This is a genomic window from Enterobacter sp. SES19, from assembly GCF_011765665.1.
In the GTDB taxonomy this organism is placed as follows: domain Bacteria; phylum Pseudomonadota; class Gammaproteobacteria; order Enterobacterales; family Enterobacteriaceae; genus Enterobacter; species Enterobacter pseudoroggenkampii.
The window spans coordinates 1,309,944-1,336,323 of record NZ_CP050320.1; the positions used below are offsets into that span (position 1 = coordinate 1,309,944).

20 protein-coding genes and 6 tRNA genes are annotated in these 26,380 nt (G+C 54.5%); 4 read left to right on the forward strand and 22 right to left on the reverse strand.

Annotation, left to right across the window (positions count from 1 at the left end; translation table 11 throughout):
- Nucleotides 1-8: 8 nt before the first annotated feature.
- The gene (gene leuS / locus GXP72_RS06150; RefSeq protein ID WP_208763618.1) at nucleotides 9-2,591 is read right to left on the reverse strand and encodes a leucine--tRNA ligase; all 2,583 of its coding nucleotides are present in this window, start codon (nucleotides 2,589-2,591) and stop codon (nucleotides 9-11) included.
- 214 nt (nucleotides 2,592-2,805) lie between these two features.
- Here leuS and GXP72_RS06155 point away from each other — a divergent pair, with 214 nt between their 5' ends.
- Nucleotides 2,806-3,288, forward strand: coding sequence for a zinc ribbon-containing protein (locus GXP72_RS06155; protein WP_023617134.1), 483 nt, complete (start codon nucleotides 2,806-2,808; stop codon nucleotides 3,286-3,288).
- Between the two features lie 147 nt (nucleotides 3,289-3,435).
- Here GXP72_RS06155 and rihA read toward each other — a convergent pair whose 3' ends face one another.
- From rihA to miaB, 10 genes are all read right to left on the reverse strand, one after another.
- A complete protein-coding gene (gene rihA / locus GXP72_RS06160) occupies nucleotides 3,436-4,377 on the reverse strand; it encodes a pyrimidine-specific ribonucleoside hydrolase RihA (RefSeq protein ID WP_090417802.1) in 942 nt (313 codons plus the stop codon).
- A gap of 120 nt (nucleotides 4,378-4,497) precedes the next feature.
- Nucleotides 4,498-5,223: an amino acid ABC transporter ATP-binding protein gene (locus GXP72_RS06165; protein WP_014883001.1), complete on the reverse strand. Its 726-nt coding sequence runs from the start codon at nucleotides 5,221-5,223 to the stop codon at nucleotides 4,498-4,500.
- On the reverse strand, nucleotides 5,223-5,897 hold the full coding sequence (gene gltK / locus GXP72_RS06170) for a glutamate/aspartate ABC transporter permease GltK (protein ID WP_032649550.1): 675 nt from the start codon (nucleotides 5,895-5,897) through the stop codon (nucleotides 5,223-5,225). Before gltK ends, GXP72_RS06165 begins: the two co-directional genes overlap by 1 nt.
- Nucleotides 5,897-6,637, reverse strand: a complete 741-nt coding sequence (gene gltJ, locus GXP72_RS06175) for a glutamate/aspartate ABC transporter permease GltJ (protein ID WP_008501048.1) — start codon at nucleotides 6,635-6,637, stop codon at nucleotides 5,897-5,899. Before gltJ ends, gltK begins: the two co-directional genes overlap by 1 nt.
- A gap of 155 nt (nucleotides 6,638-6,792) precedes the next feature.
- The gene (locus GXP72_RS06180; protein WP_008501049.1) at nucleotides 6,793-7,698 is read right to left on the reverse strand and encodes an amino acid ABC transporter substrate-binding protein; all 906 of its coding nucleotides are present in this window, start codon (nucleotides 7,696-7,698) and stop codon (nucleotides 6,793-6,795) included.
- A 402-nt stretch (nucleotides 7,699-8,100) separates the two neighbouring features.
- Nucleotides 8,101-9,639 carry an apolipoprotein N-acyltransferase gene (lnt, locus tag GXP72_RS06185; protein ID WP_208763619.1) on the reverse strand — a complete coding sequence of 513 codons (1,539 nt, stop codon included), beginning with the start codon at nucleotides 9,637-9,639 and terminating at the stop codon, nucleotides 8,101-8,103.
- A gap of 5 nt (nucleotides 9,640-9,644) precedes the next feature.
- Nucleotides 9,645-10,523, reverse strand: a complete 879-nt coding sequence (corC, locus tag GXP72_RS06190) for a CNNM family magnesium/cobalt transport protein CorC (RefSeq protein WP_021242574.1) — start codon at nucleotides 10,521-10,523, stop codon at nucleotides 9,645-9,647.
- Between the two features lie 89 nt (nucleotides 10,524-10,612).
- Nucleotides 10,613-11,080 carry an rRNA maturation RNase YbeY gene (ybeY, locus tag GXP72_RS06195; protein WP_008501052.1) on the reverse strand — a complete coding sequence of 156 codons (468 nt, stop codon included), beginning with the start codon at nucleotides 11,078-11,080 and terminating at the stop codon, nucleotides 10,613-10,615.
- Complete coding sequence (locus GXP72_RS06200; protein ID WP_023310759.1) at nucleotides 11,077-12,123, reverse strand: PhoH family protein; 1,047 nt, start codon at nucleotides 12,121-12,123, stop codon at nucleotides 11,077-11,079. Before GXP72_RS06200 ends, ybeY begins: the two co-directional genes overlap by 4 nt.
- A gap of 163 nt (nucleotides 12,124-12,286) precedes the next feature.
- Nucleotides 12,287-13,711, reverse strand: a complete 1,425-nt coding sequence (miaB, locus tag GXP72_RS06205) for a tRNA (N6-isopentenyl adenosine(37)-C2)-methylthiotransferase MiaB (protein WP_024907023.1) — start codon at nucleotides 13,709-13,711, stop codon at nucleotides 12,287-12,289.
- Between the two features lie 135 nt (nucleotides 13,712-13,846).
- Between miaB and ubiF the strand changes: the two genes are divergently transcribed.
- Nucleotides 13,847-15,022, forward strand: coding sequence for a 3-demethoxyubiquinol 3-hydroxylase (ubiF, locus tag GXP72_RS06210; RefSeq protein WP_208763620.1), 1,176 nt, complete (start codon nucleotides 13,847-13,849; stop codon nucleotides 15,020-15,022).
- A 109-nt stretch (nucleotides 15,023-15,131) separates the two neighbouring features.
- Here the strand turns inward: ubiF and GXP72_RS06215 are convergent.
- The 11 genes from GXP72_RS06215 to nagB all read right to left on the reverse strand — a co-directional run bounded on the left by GXP72_RS06215 (nucleotide 15,132) and on the right by nagB (nucleotide 21,894).
- Nucleotides 15,132-15,206 (reverse strand) — tRNA-Gln (locus GXP72_RS06215).
- A 37-nt stretch (nucleotides 15,207-15,243) separates the two neighbouring features.
- Nucleotides 15,244-15,318, reverse strand: a tRNA-Gln gene (locus GXP72_RS06220).
- Nucleotides 15,319-15,359: 41 nt separating this feature from the next.
- Nucleotides 15,360-15,436, reverse strand: a tRNA-Met gene (locus tag GXP72_RS06225).
- 17 nt (nucleotides 15,437-15,453) lie between these two features.
- Nucleotides 15,454-15,528 (reverse strand) — tRNA-Gln (locus GXP72_RS06230).
- 23 nt (nucleotides 15,529-15,551) lie between these two features.
- Nucleotides 15,552-15,636 (reverse strand) — tRNA-Leu (locus GXP72_RS06235).
- Nucleotides 15,637-15,644: 8 nt separating this feature from the next.
- Nucleotides 15,645-15,721: transfer RNA gene (locus GXP72_RS06240), tRNA-Met, on the reverse strand.
- 226 nt (nucleotides 15,722-15,947) lie between these two features.
- Nucleotides 15,948-17,612 (reverse strand): asparagine synthase B, encoded by a 1,665-nt coding sequence (asnB, locus tag GXP72_RS06245; RefSeq protein WP_014069343.1) that lies wholly within the window; start codon nucleotides 17,610-17,612, stop codon nucleotides 15,948-15,950.
- Nucleotides 17,613-17,861: 249 nt separating this feature from the next.
- Nucleotides 17,862-18,614 carry a ribonucleotide monophosphatase NagD gene (nagD, locus tag GXP72_RS06250; RefSeq protein WP_023310763.1) on the reverse strand — a complete coding sequence of 251 codons (753 nt, stop codon included), beginning with the start codon at nucleotides 18,612-18,614 and terminating at the stop codon, nucleotides 17,862-17,864.
- Between the two features lie 45 nt (nucleotides 18,615-18,659).
- Complete coding sequence (locus GXP72_RS06255) at nucleotides 18,660-19,880, reverse strand: N-acetylglucosamine repressor (RefSeq protein ID WP_024907025.1); 1,221 nt, start codon at nucleotides 19,878-19,880, stop codon at nucleotides 18,660-18,662.
- Between the two features lie 8 nt (nucleotides 19,881-19,888).
- A complete protein-coding gene (nagA, locus tag GXP72_RS06260) occupies nucleotides 19,889-21,037 on the reverse strand; it encodes an N-acetylglucosamine-6-phosphate deacetylase (RefSeq protein ID WP_024907026.1) in 1,149 nt (382 codons plus the stop codon).
- Nucleotides 21,038-21,093: 56 nt separating this feature from the next.
- Nucleotides 21,094-21,894 (reverse strand): glucosamine-6-phosphate deaminase, encoded by an 801-nt coding sequence (gene nagB / locus GXP72_RS06265; protein ID WP_208763621.1) that lies wholly within the window; start codon nucleotides 21,892-21,894, stop codon nucleotides 21,094-21,096.
- A gap of 329 nt (nucleotides 21,895-22,223) precedes the next feature.
- Here nagB and nagE point away from each other — a divergent pair, with 329 nt between their 5' ends.
- On the forward strand, nucleotides 22,224-24,245 hold the full coding sequence (gene nagE, locus GXP72_RS06270) for an N-acetylglucosamine-specific PTS transporter subunit IIBC (RefSeq protein ID WP_208763622.1): 2,022 nt from the start codon (nucleotides 22,224-22,226) through the stop codon (nucleotides 24,243-24,245).
- A 169-nt stretch (nucleotides 24,246-24,414) separates the two neighbouring features.
- Nucleotides 24,415-26,082, forward strand: coding sequence for a glutamine--tRNA ligase (gene glnS / locus GXP72_RS06275; protein ID WP_032649541.1), 1,668 nt, complete (start codon nucleotides 24,415-24,417; stop codon nucleotides 26,080-26,082).
- The last annotated feature ends 298 nt before the right edge of the window (nucleotides 26,083-26,380 follow it).

Here is a 26,380-nt window from a genome sequence, read left to right on the forward strand (position 1 = left end):
TCCCGCGCTTAGCCAACGACCAGATTGAGCAGTTTACCCGGTACGTAGATCACTTTACGTACGGTAACGCCCTCAAGATATTTTGCGACCAGAGGTTCCTGGCCCGCGCGCTCGCGAACCTGTTCTTCGGTTGCATCGACCGCCACGGTAATTTTACCGCGGACTTTGCCGTTCACCTGGACCACGACCAGCGTCGTGTTTTCCACCATCGCTGATTCGTCAGCCTGCGGCCACGGCGCGTTGTCGATATCGCCTTCGCCTTTCAGCTCCTGCCACAGGGTAAAGCTAACGTGCGGTGTGAACGGGTTCAGCATGCGAACAACGGCCAGCAGCGCTTCACGCATTAAAGCACGATCCTGCTCGCCGTCCTGCGAAGCCTTCGCCAGCTTGTTCATCAGTTCCATAATAGCCGCAATTGCGGTATTGAAGGTCTGACGACGACCAATATCATCGGTCACTTTTGCAATCGTTTTATGAACATCGCGACGCAGCGCCTGCTGATCTTCAGTCAGTGCGGCGGCATTCAGCGCCGGGGCATCGCCCAGGGCGGTGTGTTCATAAACCAGTTTCCAGACGCGTTTCAGGAAGCGGTTCGCGCCTTCAACCCCCGACTCCTGCCATTCCAGGGTCATGTCCGCCGGAGAGGCAAACATCATGAACAGACGCACGGTATCCGCACCGTAACGCTCAACCATCACCTGCGGATCGATACCGTTGTTTTTAGACTTGGACATCTTGCTCATGCCGGTGTAGACCAGCTCATGACCTTCGGCGTCTTTTGCCTTCACGATACGGCCCTTCTCGTCGCGCTCGACGATCGCATCAACCGGAGAAACCCAGTTACGCTCGCCGTTGGCACCGACGTAATAGAAGGCATCCGCCAGCACCATGCCCTGGCACAGCAGCTGTTTTGCAGGTTCGTCAGAGTTCACCATGCCCGCATCGCGCATCAGCTTGTGGAAGAAGCGGAAGTAGAGCAGGTGCATGATGGCGTGTTCGATACCACCGATGTAGATGTCTACCGGAAGCCAGTAGTTTGCCGCTTTGGAATCCAGCATACCGTCCTGATACTGCGGGCATGTGTAGCGCGCATAGTACCAGGATGACTCCATAAAGGTGTCAAAGGTATCGGTTTCACGCAGCGCAGGCTGACCGTTGACGGTGGTTTTTGCCCACTCAGGATCGGCTTTGATCGGGCTGGTGATGCCGTCCATGACGACGTCTTCCGGCAGGATCACCGGCAGCTGATCTTCTGGCGTTGGCATCACGGTGCCATCTTCCAGCGTCACCATCGGGATTGGCGCACCCCAGTAACGCTGACGGGAAACGCCCCAGTCGCGCAGACGGAAGTTAACTTTACGCTCGCCCACGCCAAGGGAGGCCAGCTTATCGGCGATGGCGTTAAAGCCCTCTTCGAAGCTCAGACCACTGAATTCACCGGAGTTGAACAGGGTGCCTTTTTCAGTCAGCGCGTTTTCGGACAGGTCTGGTTCAGAACCATCGGCGGCCAGAATAACGGCTTTAATCGGCAGGTTGTATTTGGTGGCAAATTCGTAGTCGCGCTGATCGTGGCCCGGAACAGCCATTACCGCACCTGTACCGTACTCCATCAGCACGAAGTTCGCTGCCCAGACCGGGATCGCTTCGCCAGTCAGTGGATGCTTAGCATAGAAGCCTGTCGCAACGCCTTTTTTCTCCATCGTCGCCATGTCGGCTTCGGCCACTTTGGTGTTGCGGCACTCATCGATGAAGGTAGCCAGTTCCGGATTGTTTTCTGCCGCTTTCTGCGCCAGCGGGTGACCTGCAGCCACGGCCAGGTAGGTCGCGCCCATGAAGGTGTCCGGACGGGTGGTGTAGACAGTCAGAGTCTGGTCGTAGTTCTCAACGTTGAAGGTAATCTCCACGCCTTCAGAACGGCCGATCCAGTTGCGCTGCATGGTCTTAACGGTATCTGGCCAGTGGTCGAGGTTATCCAGATCGTTCAGCAGCTCATCAGCGTAAGCGGTGATTTTGATAAACCACTGCGGGATCTCTTTACGCTCAACTTTGGTGTCGCAGCGCCAGCAGCAGCCATCGATAACCTGTTCGTTCGCGAGAACGGTCTGGTCATTCGGACACCAGTTAACGGCAGAGGTCTTCTTATACACCAGGCCTTTTTTGTACAGCTCGGTGAAGAACTTCTGCTCCCAGCGGTAGTATTCCGGGGTACAGGTTGCCAGCTCGCGGCTCCAGTCATAGCCAAAGCCCAGCATTTTGAGCTGGTTTTTCATGTACGCGATGTTGTCGTATGTCCACGGGGCCGGTGCGGTGTTGTTTTTGACCGCCGCGCCTTCCGCAGGCAGACCGAACGCATCCCAGCCGATAGGCTGCAGAACGTTTTTGCCCAGCATGCGCTGATAACGTGCGATCACATCGCCAATGGTGTAGTTACGCACATGGCCCATGTGTAGTCGACCAGAAGGATAGGGAAGCATCGACAGGCAGTAATACTTCTCTTTGCTCTCGTCTTCGGTTACTTCAAAGGTGCGCTTCTCGTCCCAGTGTTGCTGGACTTTTGATTCTATCTCTTCCGGGCGGTATTGCTCTTGCATGGCAGCCAGTGGTCCTGTTTTCAATACAGCTACAAATGTAGCCAATGGATGTGGTCATTCAGATCCGCATAGCATAGCCCAAACGCCCGCGTCAAAACAGCCTTTCGCACAAATGCGCTTTGCAGGAATTTACCGGGTCTGTGCTTCACCTGACAAAGCGGCGATGAAATAAGGTCTATTATTAGAAATAGTTACTTACCCGGGAGGCAAAATGATGAACAAGGTTGCTCAATTTTACCGCGAACTGGTGGCGACACTGACGGAACGACTGCGTAACGGCGAGCGCGATATCGATGCGCTGGTGGAGCAGGCGCGTGCCCGCGTGTCGCAAACGGGTGAGTTAACGCGAACCGAAGTGGAAGAGGTGACGCGCGCCGTGCGTCGCGATCTGGAAGAGTTCGCGCGCAGCTACCAGGAGAGCCAGGAGGAGGTCACGGACAGCGTTTTTATGCGGGTGATTAAAGAGAGCCTGTGGCAGGAGCTGGCCGATATTACGGATAAAACGCAGCTGGAGTGGCGCGAGGTCTTTCAGGATTTGAACCACCATGGTGTCTATCACAGTGGTGAGGTAGTCGGGCTGGGAAATCTGGTGTGCGAGAATTGCCACCACCATATTGCGGTGTATACGCCGGAGGTTCTGTCGCTGTGCCCGAAATGCGGCCACGATCAGTTTCAGCGTCGGCCGTTTGAGCCCTAGGTAAAAGCGCAGGTTTGCTCCCTCTCCCCATGGGAGAGGGGCGGGGTGAGGTCATCAGGCCGCACAAGGTAAAAGCAAAACGGCAACCATGTTGCCGTTTTTAGTGTGTGCTCCCTCTCCCCGTGGGAGAGGGCCGGGGTGAGGGCATCAGGCCGCACTATAATAAGCCAGTCTTTCCGCCAGCAAATCCACAAACGCCTCCCTGTCGATGTCCACCATCACGGTAGTATTCGGCTTATTCCCCGTCAGCGAGTAATAATCCACCACAGTCATTCCCTGGGTGTATTTTCCCTGCGTTTCCACGCCAACCCAGCGGTCAACCGTGGTGAATATCTCAGGCTTTAACAGCCAGGCAATGGTGCACGGGTCGTGCAGGGGCGCGCCGTGGAAGCCCCACTTCTCGGCTTTGTGATACTCCATAAAGAAGTCGAGCAGCTCGGCCACGGTTGTCGCGACCGGATTACCAACGGAACGGAAGCGCTCAATATCGTCCGCCATAATCTGCGCGCGATGGGTAACGTCCAGTCCCGCCATTACAATCGGTAAGCCGGACTGGAAGACAATCTCAGCTGCTTCCGGGTCGACAAAAATGTTGAACTCCGCCGCAGGGGTCCAGTTACCCAGCCCCATGGCCCCGCCCATGATGACGATACGGGCTATTTTGCTGTGCAGTTCAGGGTAGCTGTTCAGCAGCAGCGCGACGTTGGTTTGCGGCCCGGTAGCCACCAGCGTCACGGGTTCCGCGCTCTCGCGCAGCACCTTCGCCATCAGCTCCACGGCGGTGCAGTTTTGCGGCGTAAAGCCCGGCTCCGGCAGCGCCGGACCGTCCAGCCCGCTTTCACCATGCACGTTATCCGCGATAATTAATTCACGCATCAGGGGCTTGAGGGCTCCACCAGCGACGGGAATATCGGTGCGCTTGAGCAACGTCAGCATACGTAAAACGTTACGCAGGGTTTTATCCGGCGTCTGGTTTCCGGCAGAAGAGGTGACGGCTTTGACGTCGAGTTCAGGGGAGGCAAGTGCAAGGACGAGCGCGATCGCGTCATCATGACCCGGATCGCAATCGAGAATAATAGGCTGTGCCATAGCGTTCTCCATACGTAGCGTTATTTTGTGACAAGGTTAACGCTGCAATGTGACGCCGACGAGAGGAAGTGAGTGAAAGCGTGAAGCAGTGCGCAATCCGCAGATTGCGCACCGGGAAGATTAGTGCAGGATTTTCGCGAGGAAATCTTTCGCACGCTCGGATTTCGGGTTAGCGAAGAACTCTTCTTTCGGCGAGTCTTCGACAATTTTCCCTTCGTCCATAAAGATCACGCGGTTTGCCACTTTACGGGCAAAGCCCATTTCGTGGGTCACCACCATCATCGTCATTCCTTCGTGCGCCAGTTCGACCATCACGTCCAGCACTTCGTTGATCATCTCTGGATCGAGCGCCGACGTGGGCTCATCAAACAGCATCGCCACCGGATCCATGCACAACGCGCGGGCGATCGCCACACGCTGCTGTTGGCCGCCAGAAAGCTGCGCCGGGAACTTATCGGCATGCGCAGAAAGCCCAACGCGTTCCAGGAGCTTCAGACCTTTCTCGCGCGACGCTTTTTTATCACGCTTAAGCACTTTTACCTGCGCCAGCGTCAGGTTCTCAATAATAGAGAGGTGAGGGAATAGCTCAAAATGCTGGAATACCATGCCAACATGAGAGCGAAGCTGGGCGAGGTTGGTTTTCTTGTCGTTGACTTTAGTACCGTTGACGACGATCTCACCCTGCTGCACTGGCTCCAGTCCGTTGACGGTTTTGATCAGCGTCGATTTACCGGAACCTGACGGCCCGCACACTACCACCACGTCGCCTTTTTTCACTTCGGTGGAGCAGTCGGTCAGCACCTGAAAGTGCCCATACCATTTAGAAACATTTTTCAGGGAAATCATTATACCGTCCTTTTCTTCAGCCAGCTGACCAACAGCGACGCGCTTAAACTAATCACAAAATAGACCGCACCCGCGAAGAGCACCATCTCAACCTGCGTACCATCACGCTCACCGATGGTTGACGCGGTACGGAAGAAGTCTGCCAGGCTCAGAACGTAGACCAGCGAGGTATCCTGGAACAGCACGATACCCTGGGTCAGCAGGAGCGGAACCATGGCGCGAAACGCCTGCGGCAGAATAATGAGCTGCATGGACTGCCAGTGCGTCATCCCCAGCGCCAGCGCGGCGCTGGACTGTCCGCGGGAGATACTCTGAATGCCCGCTCGGATAATCTCTGAATAGTAAGCGGCTTCAAACATCGAGAACGCTACCATCGCCGAGATCAGACGGATATCGGTTTTCGGCGACAGCCCCAGCACGTTCTGCAGGAAGCCGGGCACGATCAGGTAAAACCACAGCAGCACCATCACCAGCGGGATGGAGCGGAATACGTTAACGTAAGCGGTCGCGAACCAGGCGAGCGGCTTAAAGCTCGACAGTCGCATAACGGCCAGCAGAGTGCCCCAGACGATACCGACGATGATGGCAATGACGGTGATTTTTAAGGTAATCATCAGGCCATCAAGCAGGTAAGGCATGGATGGAACGATAGAACTCCAGTCAAATTCGTACATTATTTGCCCCCCATGTTGCCCGGCAGGCGAATTTTGCGTTCAACCAGGTTCATCACCAGCATGATGAAAGCGTTAATCAGAACGTACGCGAGCGTGATCGCGGTGAAGGATTCCCACGCGTGAGCGGAGTAATCCAGCAGCTTGCCCGCCTGTGCAGCCATATCGACCAGGCCGATGGTTGAGGCGATGGCCGAGTTTTTCACCAGGTTCATCATCTCGGAGGTCATCGGCGGAACGATGACGCGGTAGGCGTTAGGCAGCAGCACGTAGCGGTAGGTTTGTGGCAGGGTTAATCCCATCGCCAGACCCGCATTTTTTTGTCCACGGGGCAATGACTGAATGGCGGCACGCACCTGCTCGCAAACGCGCGCAGCGGTAAACAGCCCCAGACACATCATGGAGGAGACAAAGAACTGTACGTTCGGATCCAGTTCCGACTTGAACCACATGCCAATATTTTCCGGAAGCAGTTCCGGGATAACCAGATACCAGGTAAAGAATTGCACGATCAGCGGAACGTTACGGAACAGTTCCACATACAGGGTGCCGAGTGTTGAAAGAAAACGGTTAGGGACGGTGCGCAGAATACCGAACAAAGAACCGACAAGAAACGCGATGATCCACGCCGTTATCGATAATGCCACGGTGACCTGAAAGCCGCTCCACAGCCAGCCAAGATAGGTGGTGTTGCCGAACGGGGCTTGTTGCAGAAATATGCCCCAGTTCCAGTCGATTGACATAATAAACTCCAGAAAAAAAAGGGTAGCAGCGCTACCCTCGAAGATTGGTGAGAAGCTCATTTTTCGCGCTGAGTGGGGAACGACCACTCAACGTATAGTCTGTCCATGCTTCCCGACAATCGAGAGGGCAGGAGATCCCGCCCCTGTTGTTCTAATTAGTTAAGAGCCTTGTCATTTGGAGATTTGAACAGCGCTTTCATGTCGTCAGACAGTTCAAAATTCATGTTCAGATTTTTAGGTGGAATTGGGTTCTTGAACCATTTGTCGAACCATTTTTCCGCTTCGCCGGAGGTCTGCACCTGAGCGATGGTGTCATCGATCAGCTTTTTGAACTGCGGATCGTCTTTACGCAGCATACAGCCGTAGGCTTCTTTCGACTGCGCGGTGCCGACGATATCCCAGTTGTCTGGTTTTTTCGCTTTCGCACGTTCACCCGCCAGCAGGGCGTCATCCATCATAAACGCGACGGCACGACCGCTTTCCAGGGTACGGAAGGAGTCGCCATGGTCTTTCGCGCTGATGATGCGCATATCCATTTTTTTCTCGTCGTTCAGCTTGTGCAGCAGCACTTCTGACGTGGTACCGGAGGTTACAACAACCGCTTTGCCTTTCAGGTCAGCGAAGTCTTTAATCTCACCGCCTTTCTTCGTCAGCAGGCGGGTGCCTACAACAAAGATGGTGTCAGAGAAGGCAGCCTGTTTTTGACGCTCGAGGTTGTTGGTGGTGGAGCCACACTCGAAGTCAAAGGTGCCGTTTTGCAACAGTGGAATACGGTTTTGTGAAGTGATAGGGATCAGCTTCACCTGCAGGTCAGGTTTGTTCAGCTTTTTCTTCACGGCTTCAACGATAGCGTTGGAGTAATCCTGTGAATAGCCCACGACTTTTTGCGTGTTGTCGTAGTAAGAGAACGGGACAGATGATTCACGGTGGCCGACCACGATGACGCCGTTTTTGGCAATCTTGTCGAGAGTGCTGCCTGCTGCAGGCGCATCTTCAGCGTGAACCACGCCAGCAGACATTCCCATAACCAGCATTGCTGTGGCCAGTTTACGTAATTGCATACCCAACTCCTTTTTTATCAGCGCCAGCGACGCATTGATACCCATTGTGATGTTGTTATATCTCGCGCAATGCGAGTGCAGTGTTATGCAAGCTTGTTAACATTTAGTCTGGCTTAATGTAAAGATTTTGCTGCGTTATTGTTTATTTTTGCGAAGCGCGCCGCACCATTCAGAGGCAAATATCTCCCGTTGCACCGTTTCGGTGCTACCGATGATCTACGCTGGTGCGACAAAGTTGCACGTTAAGCCAAACTGCGTTTACCTGAATAAACAAAGCAATAGGCGTGCCAGAATGGGCATTTGGAGGGAATTGTCGGGTGGCGGCTACGCCTTACCCGACCTACGGGAGCAAAAATGTAGGCCAGGTAAGGCGTAGCCGCCACCCGGCAACAGAAGGGAAGGTTATTTACGACGCTGACGCAGGCTCATCAGCACCGCGCCAAAGCCGAACAGCGCGGTCAGTATCCACAGCGACCAGTTGCCGGTACGGGCGTATGGCGTCAGTCCCGTGGTTGGCGTGACGTTAGCGGTCAGTACCTCACGGGTAAACTGCGGGATCATCGCCTGAATTTCACCCTGAGGACCAATCACGGCGGTGATGCCGTTGTTGGTGCTGCGCAGCAGCGGACGCGCCAGCTCCAGGGAGCGCATACGAGCCATCTGGAAGTGCTGCCACGGGCCGATTGACTTACCAAACCAGGCATCGTTGGAGATGGTCAGCAGATAGTCAGTATCCGGGCGGAAGTTATCGCGCACCTGCTCGCCGAGAATGATTTCGTAGCAGATGGCCGGTGTCAGGGCAGCGCCGTGCGCGTGCAGCTGAGGCTGAACGTACGGTCCGCGGCTGAAGGAGGACATCGGCAAATCAAAGAACGGGGCCAGCGGGCGCAGAATCGATTCCAGCGGCACAAATTCACCAAATGGCACCAGGTGGTTCTTGTTGTACCGGTCAGTGGAGTGGTAGCTGTATTCGCTGTCTTTGCCGAGCGTAATGATGGTGTTGTAGGTGTCGTAGCGGTTCTGCTGATTCAGACGCGCATCGACAATCCCGGTGATAAGCGTGCTGTCGCGGGCCAGCAGCAGGTCGTTCATCATGTTGAGGAACGGCTGCTGGTTAATTTCCAGATCGGGGATCGCAGATTCCGGCCAGATAATCAGCTGTGATTTACCCATCACCTCTTCAGTGGCGTTGGCGTAGATCTTCAGCGTATTCAGCAGCTCTTTTTCGTCCCACTTCATGGACTGCGGGATATTCCCCTGCACCATGGAAACCCGCATGGCGCGATCGGGCTCAGGCGTGAACCACTGGATATAGCGCAGCGGGAAGGGCAGGGCGAACAGCACCAGCGCCACAGCCAGCGGTTTCCAGCCGCGCGTGACCAGCGCTAATACCAGCAGGCCGCTCACGACCATCAGCAGGAAGTTGATAGCTTCAACACCCATTACCGGTGCCAGGCCTTTCAGCGGGCCGTCAATCTGGCTGTAGCCGAACTGCAGCCACGGGAAGCCGGTCAACACCCAGCCGCGCAGGAACTCGGTTACCTGCCAGACCACCGGCGCGGCAATGGCGACGCGCAGCCAGTTGGTTTTGGGCCACAGGCGAGAAAGGATGCCGGCGAACAGACCGGTATAGAGCGAGAGATAGGCGGCGAGCAGTACCACCAGGAAGACGTTTACCGGGCCAGGCATACCGCCAAACTGGGCGATGCTGACATAAACCCAGTTGATGCCTGAGCCAAACAGCCCCAGCCCCCAGAAGTAGCCGATAGCGGCAGCCTGTACCGGACGACGGTTCAGGGTCAGACCCTGAAGCCCCATCAGGGAGAGAATGGCCGCGGGCCAGATATCGTAAGGAGAAAAAGCCAGCGTACCGCTGGCTCCGAGTAACAGCGCCAGCAGCAAACGGACGCGCTGGCGTTCAAGCAATGGGGCAAATGCCATTTACATTAATCTTCCAGTTTTGGCACCGGTGAGTCGTCCGGCGTTCTGACGTGAACCTGTATAATACGTCGGCTGTCGGCCATGGCTACTTTGAACTGGTAACCGTCGATGTCAACGGTCTCTCCACGCGCCGGGAGGTGGCCAAAGGCCTGCATCACCAGCCCGCCAATGGTATCGACCTCTTCATCGCTGAAGTGGGTTCCGAAGGCGTCGTTGAAGTCTTCGATGGAGGCCAGCGCGCGCACGGTCCAGGTGTGGCGGCTAAGCTGACGGAAGTCGATATCTTCTTCTTCGTCGTACTCGTCTTCGATTTCGCCCACGATCAGCTCAAGGATATCCTCGATCGTGACCAGACCGGAAACGCCACCAAATTCATCAATAACAATCGCCATGTGGTAACGCTGAGAGCGAAACTCTTTCAGCATCCGATCCACACGTTTACTTTCCGGCACAACCACGGCCTGGCGTAACACTTTTTCCATGCTGAAGGCTTCGGCATCGCTGCGCATAAACGGCAGCAGGTCTTTCGCCATCAAAATCCCTTCGATGTGATCTTTGTCTTCGCTGATGACCGGGAAACGCGAGTGGGCGGATTCGATGATCACATCGAGGCACTCGTCCAGCGTCTGGTTACGTTTCAGGGTGATCATCTGCGAGCGGGGGATCATGATATCGCGAACGCGCTGGTCGGCGATGTCCATTACCCCTTCGAGCATTTCGCGCGTATCTTCGTCGATAAGGTCGTTCTGCCCGGAATCACGAATCAGCTCCAGCAGTTCATCACGGTTTTTCGGTTCGCCGTGGAAAAGCTGGTTCAGAATGAGGGAGAAAAATCCCTTTTTACTGGTTGTCGTGTCGCTACTGTGTGAATTGTCGTCGCTCATGGCGTTTGTTAAGGGTTCTCTTGTTAGTTCAACGTTTACCGCCACGCGATGTCCTTTCGTGGCGGCAGGGGAGTCCGTCAGGTGACGGACTATTCTTTCTCGGCAATGTACGGATCCTCATAGCCCAGAGCAAGCATTATCTCTGTCTCGAGGGACTCCATCTCTTCCGCTTCGTCGTCTTCAATATGATCGTAGCCGAGCAGATGCAGGCTGCCGTGTACCACCATATGCGCCCAGTGGGCCTCAAGCGGCTTTTGCTGCTCTTTGGCTTCCTGCTCAACCACCTGACGGCAGATGATCAGATCGCCCAGCAGCGGCATCTCGATGCCCGGCGGCGCTTCGAACGGGAAAGAGAGCACGTTGGTCGGCTTATCTTTCCCGCGATAGGTCAGGTTAAGCTCATGGCTTTCCGCTTCATCCACCAGGCGAATCGTAACTTCTGATTCTTCCTGAAACTGAGGAATAACGGCATCCAGCCATTTCTGAAACTGTGCCTCATCTGGCATGCCGGAATTGTCTTCACAGGCCAGCTGTAAATCGAGGATCACCTGACTCATTTCTGTTCTTGCTCCTGCGCTTCGCGCTTACGTTCTGCGGCCAGTTCGGCCTTACGCTTCTGATCCGCCTCTTCCCAGGCTTCATAGGCATTAACGATACGCGCGACCACCGGGTGGCGTACCACGTCTTCACTGTGGAAGAAGTTAAAGCTGATTTCGTCGACCTCGGCCAGCACCTCAATGGCGTGGCGCAGACCGGATTTGGTACTGCGCGGCAGGTCAATCTGAGTGACGTCGCCGGTAATCACCGCCTTCGAGTTAAAGCCAATACGCGTCAGGAACATTTTCATCTGTTCAATGGTGGTGTTCTGGCTCTCATCGAGAATGATGAACGCATCGTTCAGCGTACGACCGCGCATGTAGGCGAGCGGGGCAACTTCGATAACGTTACGCTCAATGAGCTTCTCGACCTTCTCAAAGCCCAGCATTTCGAACAGCGCATCGTATAAAGGACGCAGATACGGGTCGACCTTCTGGCTCAGATCGCCTGGCAGGAAGCCCAGTTTTTCACCGGCTTCAACGGCAGGGCGGGTCAGCAGGATACGGCGGATTTCCTGACGCTCCAGCGCATCGACCGCCGCGGCAACGGCGAGATAGGTTTTACCCGTCCCCGCCGGACCCACCCCGAAGGTGATGTCGTGGTCGAGGATATTGGCGATGTACTGCGCCTGGTTTGGCGTACGCGGCTTAATGACGCCACGTTTGGTCTTGATGTTAATGGCCTTGCCGTAGTCCGGCACGCTTTCCGCGCTCTGCTCAAGCACGCGCGCCTCTTTAATGGCGAGGTGGATCTGTTCCGGCTCGATATCCTGCGTTTCGCCGCGCATTGGGGCGGTATCAACATACAGGCTACGCAGAATGTCCGCAGCGGCGTTGACGCAGATAGGGCGTCCGGTAAGTTTGAAATGATTATCGCGACGATTGATTTCGATACCCAGACGTCGCTCCAGTTGTTTGATATTGTCATCAAACGGCCCGCACAGGCTCAGCAGGCGAGCGTTGTCTGCTGGCTCAAGGCTAATTTCACGCGTATCTATGTTCAAACTGTTCCTCTTTAATTGGTTAACCGATCCGTTGCGACAGGACGTAATAAAACGGTCATTACCGAAATTATTCACGCCACAGAATAAAGGCGCAAGCGTTGCGGAAGATATTGGGGGCGATGAGAGGAAATACAAGGCCTGCCGGAAGGGCAGGCCATGAGGATTAAGGCTGGTAAATCCCAACGCCAGAATCGTTTTCTTTACGGGTACGCGAGATCACGGATTCCGGTGACTCGGCAATGCGCAGGCCCATTTCGTCCTCGGTGCGGACTACCTTCGCGCGCAGCGAGTTGGTCAGCACTTCAACAATCTCGACGTCTACGAATTTACCGATCATATCCGGGGTGCCTTCAAAGTTCACCACGCGGTTGTTCTCGGTACGACCGGACAGTTCCATAATGCTCTTGCGTGAGGTGCCTTCCACCAAAATGCGCTGAACGGTGCCGAGCATGCGGCGGCTCCAGGCGTTGGCCTGCTGAAGGATACGCTCCTGCAGAATATACAGACGCTGTTTCTTCTCTTCTTCCGGAACATCGTCAACCATATCGGCCGCCGGTGTTCCCGGACGCGCAGAGAAAATGAAGCTGTAGCTGACGTCAAAATTCACTTCACCGATGAGCTTCATGGTGCGCTCGAAGTCATCAGCGGTTTCGCCAGGGAAGCCGACTATAAAGTCGGAGCTAATCTGGATATCCGGACGCGCTTCACGCAGCTTGCGGATGGTGGACTTGTACTCCAGCACCGTATGCGGGCGGCCCATCAGGTTCAGCACGCGGTCAGAGCCGCACTGAATCGGCAGGTGCAGGAAGCTCACCAGCTCTGGCGTATCGCGATAGACGTCAATAATGTCGTCGGTAAATTCCATCGGATGGCTGGTGGTAAAGCGAATGCGGTCGATACCGTCAATCGCGGCCACCAGACGCAGCAGTTCGGCAAAGCTGCCGGTGGTGCCGTCGTAGTTTTCCCCGCGCCAGGCGTTAACGTTCTGGCCCAGCAGATTCACTTCGCGAACGCCCTGCGCGGCAAGCTGCGCGATTTCAAACAGAATGTCATCTGCCGGGCGGCTGACCTCTTCACCACGGGTGTACGGTACCACGCAGTAAGTACAGTATTTGTTGCAGCCTTCCATGATCGAGACGAAGGCGGTCGGGCCATCGGCGCGCGGCTCAGGCAGACGGTCAAACTTTTCGATTTCCGGGAAGCTGACGTCAACGACCGGGCTACGGTTACCGCGGACCTGATTGATCATCTCGGGCAGACGGTGCAGGGTCTGAGGGCCAAAGACAATGTCCACATACGGGGCTCTCTGGCGGATCAGCTTGCCTTCCTGCGACGCAACGCAGCCACCCACGCCGATGATCAGGTCCGGATTTTTTCGCTTGAGAAGCTTCCAGCGGCCTAACACGTGAAAGACTTTTTCCTGCGCTTTTTCACGAATCGAACAGGTGTTCAGCAGCAGCACGTCCGCTTCTTTCACATTTTCTGTCAGCTGGTATCCGTGGGTTGAATCCAGCAGATCGGCCATCTTGGATGAATCGTATTCGTTCATCTGACAGCCCCAGGTTTTTATATGGAGTTTTTTAGTCATCGACTTGCTCAGCTCAGGATTGCAAGCCGCGTATTGTAATGCTTTGGTGGGGTTGTGACCAGTATGAAGGTTATGTGTCTCAGGACCGCAAAAATCCGGTAAACTTAAGGGATTCTCCAATAAGGAAAATTGACCATGACACTCCTACACACCGAAGTTGCCGTTGTCGGCGGCGGTATGGTCGGCGGCGCGCTGGCGCTGGGGCTGGCGCAGCAGGGATTTGAGGTAACGGTAATTGAACAGGCTGCACCGCCGGCCTTCGATCCCGCCAGTAAACCGGATGTGCGCATTTCCGCGATCAGCGCGGCTTCCGTCGATCTGCTGCGCGGGCTGGGCGTCTGGGAGGCGGTGCTGGCAATGCGCGCCCATCCTTACAGCCGTCTTGAAACCTGGGAGTGGGAAAATGCCCACGTTGCGTTTGATGCCGCTGAGCTGAAGCTGCCGCGCCTGGGTTATATGGTGGAAAACAACGTGCTCCAGCTGGCGCTCTGGCAGGCGCTGGAGACACATCCGAAGGTGACGCTGCGTTTTCCGGCCTCGATTAAGGAACTGCATCCTCACGAGAGCGGCTATCTACTGACGCTCGACAGCGGCGATGAACTGGCCGTGAAGCTGGTCGTTGGGGCGGACGGCGCTAACTCGCAGGTCAGACAGATGGCGGGTATCGGGGTTCATGCCTGGCAGTATGAGCAGTCCTGCATGCTGATTACCGTCGAGTGCGAGAATGCGCCGGGAGAGAGCACCTGGCAGCACTTTACGCCGAACGGCCCGCACGCCTTTTTACCGCTGTTTGATAACTGGGCGTCACTGGTGTGGTACGACAAACCGGCGCGTATTCGCCAGCTGCAGGGGCTTTCAATGGAACAATTGCAGCGGGAAATCCGCCTGCACTTCCCGAGCCGTCTGGGCAACGTTACGCCGGTCGCAGCAGGGGCGTTCCCGCTCACGCGCCGTCACGCTTTGCAGTATGCCCGTGAAGGGCTGGCGCTGGTGGGCGATGCGGCACACACCATTCATCCGCTGGCCGGGCAGGGTGTGAACCTGGGATATCGCGACGTCGATGCATTACTGGATGTGCTGGGCAGCGCCCGCGGACACGCGGAAAACTGGGCCAGCCATCAGGTGCTAAAGCGTTATCAGACGCGGCGTATGGCGGACAATTTCATCATGCAGTCGGGAATGGATCTGTTCTATGCCGGGTTCAGCAATGACCTGGCCCCGGTGCGCATTCTGCGTAATATTGGGTTAATGGCGGCGGAACGCGCCGGTGGCTTGAAGCGCCAGGCGCTGAAATACGCTCTCGGACTCTAATCCTTTTACCCTCTCCCCGTGGGAGAGGGCCAGGGTGAGGGCATCAGGCCGCACAATGCTGAGCAACAAAAACAAAAAAGCCCGCAGAGCGGGCTTTTTTGTTACTAAGTGGCTGGGGTGCAGGGATTCGAACCCCGGAATGCTGGTATCAGAAACCAGAGCCTTACCGCTTGGCGACACCCCAATTGCGTTAAACAAACTGCTTAACGACTTTTTTAAATTGGCTGGGGTACGAGGATTCGAACCTCGGAATGCCGGAATCAGAATCCGGTGCCTTACCGCTTGGCGATACCCCAACAATTTTTTTCATTACCGAACAACATCGATAATCTAAATTTGGTGGCTACGACGGGATTCGAACCTGTGACCCCATCATTATGAGTGATGTGCTCTAACCAACTGAGCTACGTAGCCAGTACTGCAATCTTCGATGGCTGGGGTACCTGGATTCGAACCAGGGAATGCCGGTATCAAAAACCGGTGCCTTACCGCTTGGCGATACCCCATCCGTGCAACGCTTACCCGGGAATGGTGCGGGAGGCGAGACTTGAACTCGCACACCTTGCGGCGCCAGAACCTAAATCTGGTGCGTCTACCAATTTCGCCACTCCCGCAAAAAAGATGGTGGCTACGACGGGATTCGAACCTGTGACCCCATCATTATGAGTGATGTGCTCTAACCAACTGAGCTACGTAGCCATCTTTTTTCGCGTTACCTTATCGGCGTTGCGGGGCGCATTATGCGTATAGACCCTTGCAGCGTCAACACCTTTTTCAACGAAAATAGCCGGAATGTGACTGTTTGGTTAGGTTGCGAACAGCGTGACCGAATATTCGGCAATTATTGGTTATTAATCGTTTTTAGCTGTGCAAAAGCGGGGCAAAAAAAATCAGGCCCCGCAGGGCCTGATGATGAAATACGCGATTATTTGTAGGCTGACTGGTGAACGCCTACCGCACGTCCTGACGGATCGTTCATGGATTTGAACGATTCATCCCATTCAATCGCTTTGGCAGACGAGCAGGCGACGGACGGGCCACCCGGCACACACTCCGCAGCGCTCGGTACCGGGAACAATTCTTCAAAAATTTCACGGTAGAGATACGCTTCTTTCGAACCCGGCGTGTTGTACGGGAAGCGGAAGCTTGCGGTTTCCAGCTGCTGGTCAGAAACCTGTTTCGCCGCGACCTCTTTCAGGGTGTCGATCCAGCTATAACCTACGCCATCAGAGAACTGCTCTTTCTGACGCCACGCCACGCTCGCCGGCAGGTAGGATTCAAAACATTCACGCAGGATATGTTTTTCCATTTTGCCGTTGCCGCACATCTTGTCCTGCGGGTTGATGCGCATCGCCACGTCGAGGAATTTCTTATCCAGGAACGGCACGCGCGCTTCCACGCCCCAGGCGGACATCGCTTTGTTGGCACGCGCACAGTCGAACATGTGCAACGCCTGCAGTTTGCGCACGGTCTCTTCGTGCAGCTCTTTGGCATTCGGCGCTTTGTGGAAGTACAGGTAGCCGCCAAACACTTCGTCAGAACCTTCACCGGAGAGCACCATCTTGATGCCCATCGCTTTGATCTTACGTGACATCAGGTACATCGGGGTCGAGGCGCGGATGGTGGTCACGTCATAGGTTTCAATGTGATAGATCACATCGCGGATCGCATCCAGACCTTCCTGCACGGTGAAATGAATTTCATGGTGCACGGTCCCCAGGTGGTTTGCCACTTCCTGCGCGGCTTTCAGGTCAGGTGCGCCTTCCAGGCCCACGGCAAAGGAGTGCAGCTGTGGCCACCAGGCTTCTGAGCGCTCCTGATCTTCCACGCGACGGGCCGCGAATTTCTTGGTGATCGCGGAGATCACGGAGGAGTCCAGACCGCCAGAGAGCAGCACGCCGTACGGCACGTCGGACATCAGGTGGCTTTTCACGGAATCTTCCAGCGCCTGACGCAGCTCGGCTTTGTCCGTGACGTTGTCTTTTACCGCGTCGAAATCGAACCAGTCACGCTGATAATATTGACGGATCTCGCCGTCTTTGCTCCACAGGTAGCTGCCTGCCGGGAATTCTTTGATGGTGCGGCAGACCGGTACCAGGGCTTTCATTTCAGAGGCAACGTAGAAGTTGCCATGCTCATCGTGGCCCATGTACAGCGGGATAATGCCGATATGGTCGCGGCCAATCAGGTAAGCGTCTTTTTCGCTGTCGTACAGCGCGAAGGCGAACATGCCCTGCAGGTCGTCCAGGAACTCAGGCCCTTTCTCCTGATAAAGCGCCAGGATCACTTCACAGTCAGAACCGGTCTGGAACGCGTAGCGGTCGCCGTATTCGGCGCGCAGCGCCTGGTGGTTGTAGATCTCACCGTTGACAGCCAGCGCGTGCGTTTTTTTCTCGTTATACAGCGGCTGTGCACCGGCGTTGACGTCAACAATAGACAGACGTTCGTGAGCCAGAATCGCTTTGTCACTGGCGTAAACGCCTGACCAGTCCGGTCCGCGATGGCGCATCAGGCGGGACAGTTCGAGTGCCTTTTTACGCAGTTCGCCTGCGTCAGTTTTAATATCCAGTACGCCAAAAATTGAACACATAACCTTCTCCGTTAACCCTGTTGCTTTGTAATGTTGCTTGCTTATGAAAATGCCGCAAAGGGGCAGGGCGCGCAAGCGTTTTACGGGTGAAAACGGAAATAGTGCAATGGTGGTTGCCGATCTGTGAAAAATGCGTATGTCATGAGCGCTTTTATTGATGATTATGCAATGAAAGTGCTTTTCCGTTAGATGCAGTTGTGTTTTACAGGCGAGAAAATAAAAAACCACGCCCTGAGGCGTGGTTCGGAATCAGATAATGTCGATTTCGTCGACGGAGGGGTAAATCCAGCTTGGCCGGAACGGCATCGAATCAATGTCATCAAGCTGAGAGACGCCAGAGAGGACCAGAATCGTCTCCAGACCCGCCTGGAAACCGGCCAGAATATCGGTGCGCAGGTTGTCGCCGACAATAACGGTTTCTTCAGAGTGGGCCTGCATTTTGTTCAGTGCGGCACGAATGATCCACGGGCTCGGTTTCCCGACAACGAACGGCTGACGACCAGAGATTTTTTCGATACCGGCACACAGCGCGCCGCAGGCCGGATAAAAACCGCGGCCGTGGGTATCCGGGTTGGTGGCGATAAAGCGCGCACCGCTGGCGACAAAGTATGCAGCTTTATGCATCATCTCCCAGTTAAAGGATCGCGTTTCGCCAACAATCACAAAGTCCGGGTTGACGTCGGTGATGGTAAAGCCCGCTTTGTATAGTTCATGGATCAGCGCACCTTCACCCACCACGTAGGCTTTTTTCCCTTCCTGACGCTTCAGAAAATCCGCCGTGGCCATCGCCGAGGTATAAAACACGCTGTCCGGGACGTCGACACCCGCCGTGGCAAAGCGGTTTGCCAGATCCTGACCGGTCTGAGAAGGGTAGTTCGTGAGAAGAACCAGAGGCATTCCTTTGTCGATGATGCGGTGAAGAAACTCCGCAGCACCCGGCACGGCAACGTTGTCGTGCATCAGCACGCCGTCGATATCACAAATTACATTCTTAATGGTCATGGACAGTCCGACATTAAAAAAAGAAGGCGTTACTATAAGGTCCGATCAACTTTCCAGCAAATGCTGCAGCAGAATTCCGTTGAGCATGGCGCGTTTGACCAGCGCGAACGCGCCAATCGCCGAGCGATGGTCAAGCTTTGAACGAACCACCGGAAGATTCTGGCGGAATGCTTTCAGCGCCTGGGTGTTAATACAGCCTTCAATCGCGGGGAGCAGCACCTTTTCCGCTTCCACAATTTCACCGGCGATCACCACTTTTTGTGGGTTAAACAGGTTAATGGCGATGGCGATAGTTTTCCCCAGATGGCGCCCCACCTGCTCGATTACTTCACAGGCCAGCGCGTCGCCTTTATTAGCGGCTTTGCAGATGGTGCCTATTTTGCAGTCGTCCAGCGTGACGCGGCTTTGGTAACCCTGTTCAAGCAGATGGCGAACGCGCTGCTCAATGGCCGTGTTGGCGGCGATGGTTTCAAGACAGCCGAAATTGCCGCAGTGGCAGCGCTCCCCAAGGGGCTCAACCTGAATGTGGCCAATCTCACCGACGTTACCGTTGCGACCAATGAAAATACGGCCGTTAGAGATAATGCCCGCGCCCGTTCCGCGGTGAACGCGCACCAGAATAGAGTCTTCACAGTCCTGGCTCGCACCAAAGTAGTGCTCCGCCAGCGCCAGCGAGCGAATATCATGGCCCACAAAGCAGGTCACTTTAAAACGCTTTTCCAGCGCATCGACCAGCCCCCAGTTTTCAACCGGAATGTGCGGCATATAGCGGATCACGCCGCTTTCCGGGTCGACCAGACCGGGTAGAATTACGGAGATAGCGATGAGTTCGCGGATCTTGCGCTGACAGCTTTCAATAAACTGCGCGATGGTATTCAGCAGCGCATGCTCCAGCGTCTCCTGGGTGCGCTCCGGAAGAGGGTAGTGCTCTTCCGCGATGGCTTTACTGCTCAGATCGTATAGCGTGAGCGTGGTGTCATGACGGCCCAGACGGACGCCAATTGCCTGAAAATTACGGGTTTCAGTAATAATGGAGATGGCGCGACGGCCTCCGGTGGAGGCCTGCTGATCGACTTCTTTGATCAGACCGCGCTCAATAAGCTGGCGGGTAATTTTTGTCACGCTGGCGGGTGCAAGCTGGCTTTGTTCGGCTATCTGAATTCGCGAGATGGGGCCGTGTTGGTCAATCAGGCGATATACCGCCGCACTGTTAAGTTGTTTAACGAGATCGACATTACCGATTTGAGCTTGTCCGCCAGGTGTCATACTTTTACTTACTCAGTGACGACCTCGTTACCATTAACGATGGTCTTAATAATTTTATAATCGTGTGTGAATGCCGTCAGGTTTGCAACCATACCTGGTGCAATTCCGCCGAGCTGTTTATCCACGCCCATTGCGCGAGCCGGATAAAGGGTTGCCATACGCAGGACTTCATCAAGCGCAATCCCGCAATGCTCAACCAGGTTACGCACCCCTTCAATCATGGTCAAAGAGGAACCACTCAGCGTACCGTTTTCATCAACACACAGTCCATTGCGGTAGTATATTGTTTTACCGGCAAAAATGAACTGCTCAATATTTGCACCTGCCGGTGCAGTGGCATCCGTCACCAGACAAAGCTTGTCACCTTTCAGCCGCTTAGCATTGCGAATGTTGGTGTAATCAACGTGTAAGCCGTCAGCAATAATACCGCAGTAGACGTCTGGCTCATCCAGAATCGCCCCGACCAGACCCGGTTCACGGCCTGTGATATACGGCATGGCGTTGTAGAGATGCGTCGCGAAGGTAATGCCCGCGCGGAAACCGGCTTTCGCTTCTTTCAGGGTCGCGTTTGAGTGACCGGCTGAAACGATAATCCCGGCGGCAGCAAGTTTGCTGATGACATCCGTACCCGTCATTTCAGGTGCCAGCGTCACTTTGGTGATCACATCGGCGTTGGCACACATGTAGTCAACCAGCTCCGCATCAGGCTTACGCACGTAATTCGGGTTATGCGTTCCTTTCTTGACCATGTTCAGCCATGGCCCTTCAAGGTGCAGACCCAGCGCCTGATTAGGATGTTTGGCCAGATATTCACGCATCACACGGATACCCTGCTTCATAAGGTCATCACTGCTGGTAATGAGCGTTGGCAGATAGCTGGTGCAGCCCGATTTCTCATTGGCTTTTTGCATGATCTCCAGCGTTTCGACCGTTACGGCTTCGGCGGTATCATTGAATTGCACACCGCCGCAGCCGTTGAGCTGAACGTCGATGAAACCGGGGGAGATTACTGCTCCATTGAGTGAGCGCTGTTCAATCTCCGGCGGTAGTTCTGCCAGCGGGCAAACACGTTCAATCAGGCCATCAGCGATAACAATCGCATGGTCATCCAGAATTTCATGGCCGGTATAAATCCGACCGTGGGTTAAAGCGTACATAACGACCCCCGGTTAAAAAAAAGCGGCCGCCTCCTGATGAAGAGGCGGTTATTCAATTACAGACCTTTGATATTCTCGGCTTCTAACTCGTTGAAGTATTTCAGCGTTTTTACCTTCAGCTCCATCGTGGACGGTTCGTCACAGACGATGACGGATTTCGGATGCAGCTGCAGGCAGCTGATGGTCCACATATGGTTAACGTTGCCTTCAACGGCAGCCTGGAGCGCCTGCGCTTTCACGCCGCCCAGCACCAGAATCATCACTTCTTCGGCATCCAGCAGGGTGCCTACGCCTACGGTCAGGGCGTATTTTGGAACCTGGTTAACATCGCCGTCAAAGAAGCGGGAGTTTGCCACGCGCGTGTCATGGGTCAGCGTTTTAATACGGGTGCGGGAAGCCAGAGATGACGCCGGTTCGTTAAACGCGATATGACCATCATTACCTACACCACCCATGAACAGGTGGATCTTACCGTAAGAACGGATTTTTTCTTCATACTGACGGCATTCTGCGTCAATATCCGGCGCGTTTCCATTCAGCAGGTTAATATTTTCAGATGGAATATCAACGTGATCAAAGAAATTGCGGTGCATAAAGCTATGGTAGCTTTCCGGGTGGTCTTTCGGTAAGCCAACGTATTCATCCATATTGAAGGTGACAACATGTTTGAAGCTAACCTGGCCTGCTTTATGCATCTCAACCAGCGCCTTATAGGCTGTCAGCGGCGTGCCGCCTGTTGGAAGTCCAAGAACGAAAGGACGATCGGCAGTCGGGTTGAATGCGTTAATGCGGTTTACGATATGGCGAGCGGCCCATTTACCAACTTGTTCAGCAGTTGCCAGGGGAATCAGTCTCATTGTTCACCTCGAGAGTTAAAGTAGAAGAGTGGGCGGATGGCTATCGGAACCTGATACTTAAGCGTAACCTGGAAACTTTCAGGCCGGATCAATCCGTCTTGATTTTTTGAATGATAAAATAAGTTTTCGCTGTTAGCCAGTATAAGGGAGGGTGAATAACGATATTTGGTGACAAAAATCACAAAAAGTACGCGTTTAATTTGCGATACGAATTAATTTTTCACACACTCACAATGCCAGTGAATCATCAACTGTATCTATAGTTCGTGACACAATAAAAAAACAGAGCTGAGAACATGCCTTAAACGGGGTCTCATAGGGGGAAGAAAGTGAGTATTCTAGGTTATTTACAAAAGGTTGGTCGCGCACTGATGGTGCCGGTCGCCACGCTGCCTGCCGCAGCCATCCTGATGGGTGTCGGCTACTGGATCGACCCCAACGGCTGGGGTAATACCAGCGCGCTGGCGGCGTTCTTTATCAAGTCGGGCTCTGCCATTATCGACAACATGTCCGTGTTGTTTGCTATTGGTGTGGCTTATGGTATGTCCAAAGACAAAGACGGCGCCGCTGCGCTGACCGGTTTTGTCGGTTTCCTTGTGTTAACCACTCTCTGCTCACCGGCAGCGGTGGCCATGATCCAAAAAATCCCGGCGGACCAGGTTCCGGCGGCATTTGGTAAGATCAGTAACCAGTTTGTCGGTATCCTTGTGGGTATCATCTCCGCTGAACTGTATAACCGCTTCAGCAGCGTAGAGCTGCCAAAAGCGCTCTCCTTCTTTAGCGGCCGCCGTCTGGTCCCCATCCTGACCTCGTTTGTGATGATCGTTGTTGCGTTCATCATGATGTACGTCTGGCCGATGATCTTCGACGGTCTGGTGAACTTCGGTGAGCACATCCAGAAACTGGGTTCTGTCGGTGCGGGCGTGTACGCGTTCTTTAACCGTCTGCTGATCCCGGTCGGTCTGCACCACGCGCTGAACTCTGTATTCTGGTTCGATGTTGCCGGTATTAACGATATTCCTAACTTCCTGGGTGGTGCGCAGTCCATCGAAGCAGGTAAAGCGGTTGTCGGTATCACCGGTCGTTACCAGGCTGGCTTCTTCCCGATCATGATGTTTGGTCTGCCGGGAGCTGCGCTGGCTATCTACCACTGCGCGCGTCCAGAGAACAAAGCGAAAGTGCTGGGTATCATGATGGCGGGGGCGTTCGCGGCCTTCTTCACCGGTATCACCGAGCCGCTGGAGTTCTCCTTCATGTTCGTGGCGCCAGTTCTGTATGTGATCCACGCTGTGCTGACCGGTATCTCCGTGTTTATCGCTGCCAGCATGCACTGGATTGCCGGTTTCGGCTTCAGTGCGGGTCTGGTGGATATGGTGCTTTCTTCCCGTAACCCGCTGGCGACCCACTGGTGGATGCTGATTCCACAAGGTCTGGTGTTCTTCGCGATCTACTACATGGTGTTCCGTTTCACTATCACCAAATTCAACCTGATGACCCCGGGTCGTGAGCTGGCCGTGGCCGGTAGCGAAGCGGATGGTCAGGATGTGAACGTGAGCGGTGCTCAGGATCAGGATGTTTCAGGTCTGGCGCGTCAGTACATCGCCGCTGTTGGCGGTTCTGACAACCTGACCGGTATCGACGCCTGTATCACCCGTCTGCGTCTGAACGTGAAAGATTCTTCCCTGGTGAACGAAGCGCTGGCCAAACGTCTGGGTGCTTCCGGTGTTATCCGCCTGAACAAAACCAGCGTGCAGATTATCGTTGGCTTCGTGGCAGAGAAAATTGCTAACGCCATGAAAACCACCGGTCCGGTAGCCGCAGCAGAAGCTTCTGCCGCACCTGCCGCCGCGCCAGCGGCTGCAAAACCGCAGGCAGTACCTAACGCCAAAACGGTAGCCGCGCTGGTTTCACCGGTAACCGGTGAAGTCGTTGCGATTGAGCAAGTGCCTGACGAAGCCTTCGCCAGCAAAGCGGTCGGTGACGGTGTGGCGGTGAAACCAACGGAAAAAACCGTTGTGTCTCCGGCGGCCGGTACCATCGTGAAAATCTTCAACACCAACCACGCGTTCTGCCTCGAAACCGAAAATGGTGCGGAGATCGTTGTCCATATGGGTATCGATACCGTTGCGCTGAACGGTCAGGGCTTTACTCGCCTGGTGGAAGAGGGCGCTGAAGTGTTGGCAGGGCAGCCGATTCTGGAAATGGATCTGGACTTCCTGAACGCCAACGCACGCTCCATGATAAGCCCGGTGGTTTGCAGCAACATTGACGACTTCAGCGGTCTGGTCATCCAGGCGAAAGGTCAGGTTGTTGCGGGTCAAACACCGCTATATGAGATTAAAGGCAAGTAATCGCTCCTGAGTAGAGTCATGCCTTAAGCGGCGGGGGATATCCTCCGCCGCTTTTTTTTGCAGCAAATGCCCCCATTATTTTCTTCAGAGACGTTTTAAGGGTTGTCACTACGTCCGGCTTATAAGATCATACGCCGTTATACGTTGTTTACGCTTTGAGGAATCCACGATGAGTGAGGCAGAAGCCCGCCCGAGTAACTTTATTCGTCAGATCATCGATGAAGATCTGGCCAGTGGTAAGCACACCACAATCCATACCCGTTTCCCGCCGGAGCCGAACGGCTACCTGCACATCGGGCATGCAAAATCTATCTGCCTGAACTTTGGCATTGCCCAGGACTACCAGGGCCAGTGCAACCTGCGTTTCGATGACACCAACCCAGTAAAAGAAGACATCGAATACGTTGAGTCCATTAAGAACGACGTGCAGTGGCTGGGCTTCAACTGGTCTGGCGACATCTGCTACTCCTCTGACTATTTCGATCAGCTGTACGCCTATGCGGTAGAGCTTATCAACAAAGGTCTGGCGTATGTCGACGAGCTGTCTGCTGACGAAATCCGCGAATACCGCGGTACGCTGACCGCGCCGGGCAAAAACAGCCCGTTCCGCGATCGCAGCGTGGAAGAGAACCTGGCGCTGTTTGAAAAAATGCGTGCCGGCGGCTTCGAAGAAGGCAAAGCGTGCCTGCGTGCCAAAATCGACATGGCGTCTCCGTTCATCGTGATGCGCGATCCGGTGCTGTACCGCATCAAGTTCGCAGAACACCACCAGACCGGTAACAAGTGGTGCATCTACCCGATGTACGACTTTACCCACTGCATCAGCGATGCGCTGGAAGGCATCACTCACTCGCTGTGTACGCTGGAGTTCCAGGATAACCGTCGTCTGTACGACTGGGTGCTGGATAACATCACCATTCCTGTGCACCCGCGCCAGTACGAGTTCTCTCGTCTGAATCTGGAATACACCGTGATGTCCAAGCGTAAGCTGAACCTGCTGGTGACCGACAAGCACGTTGAGGGCTGGGATGACCCGCGTATGCCTACCATTTCTGGTTTGCGTCGTCGTGGTTACACTGCCGCGTCTATTCGTGAGTTCTGCAAACGTATCGGCGTGACCAAGCAGGATAACACCATTGAGATGGCTTCCCTGGAATCCTGCATTCGTGAAGATCTCAACGAAAACGCCCCGCGCGCGATGGCGGTTATCGACCCGGTGAAACTGGTCATCGAAAACTATCCGCAGGGTGAAAGCGAGCTGGTCTCCATGCCTAACCATCCGAACAAACCGGAAATGGGAAGCCGTGACGTGCCGTTCAGCGGCGAGATCTGGATTGACCGCGCTGACTTCCGCGAAGAAGCCAACAAGCAGTACAAGCGTCTGGTGCTGGGTAAAGAAGTGCGTCTGCGTAATGCTTACGTCATCAAAGCCGAGCGCGTTGAAAAAGATGCGGAAGGGAATATCACCACCATCTTCTGTTCTTATGACGCTGAAACGCTGAGCAAAGATCCTGCTGACGGCCGTAAAGTGAAGGGCGTTATCCACTGGGTGAGCGCATCCCACGCGCTGCCGGTAGAAATTCGTCTGTACGATCGTCTGTTCAGCGTGCCTAACCCGGGTGCGGCGGAAGACTTCCTGGCGACCATCAACCCGGAATCGCTGGTGATCAAGCAGGGTTATGCGGAACCTTCTCTGAAAGCTGCTGAAGCGGGCAAAGCGTTCCAGTTCGAACGTGAAGGTTACTTCTGCCTGGACAGCCGTTACAGCACCGCGGAAAAACCAGTATTTAACCGTACTGTAGGTCTGCGTGATACCTGGACGAAGATCGGCGAATAATATTGCTGCTCTGGTCAATGAGAGACAAACGCCGCACTGTGCGGCGTTTTTTTATATAACGATCAGGGTATTAAGCCAGGGCCTAAAGAGGCGTCATGAAAATATCAGGTCAATGAGGTGCTACTTATTTTTTTAAAAAAAGTTTGTGCCATTGCGAAAATCAAAAATGTTACATAAAAGGAAAGAGATACCACGTCTACCCACTGAAATACCTGATAATTCCCCGTCATTCCTCGCCTTCCCGTAAATGTTACAAAGCACTACCAATTATGTGCACTTCGTCATAATCCTGACTTTT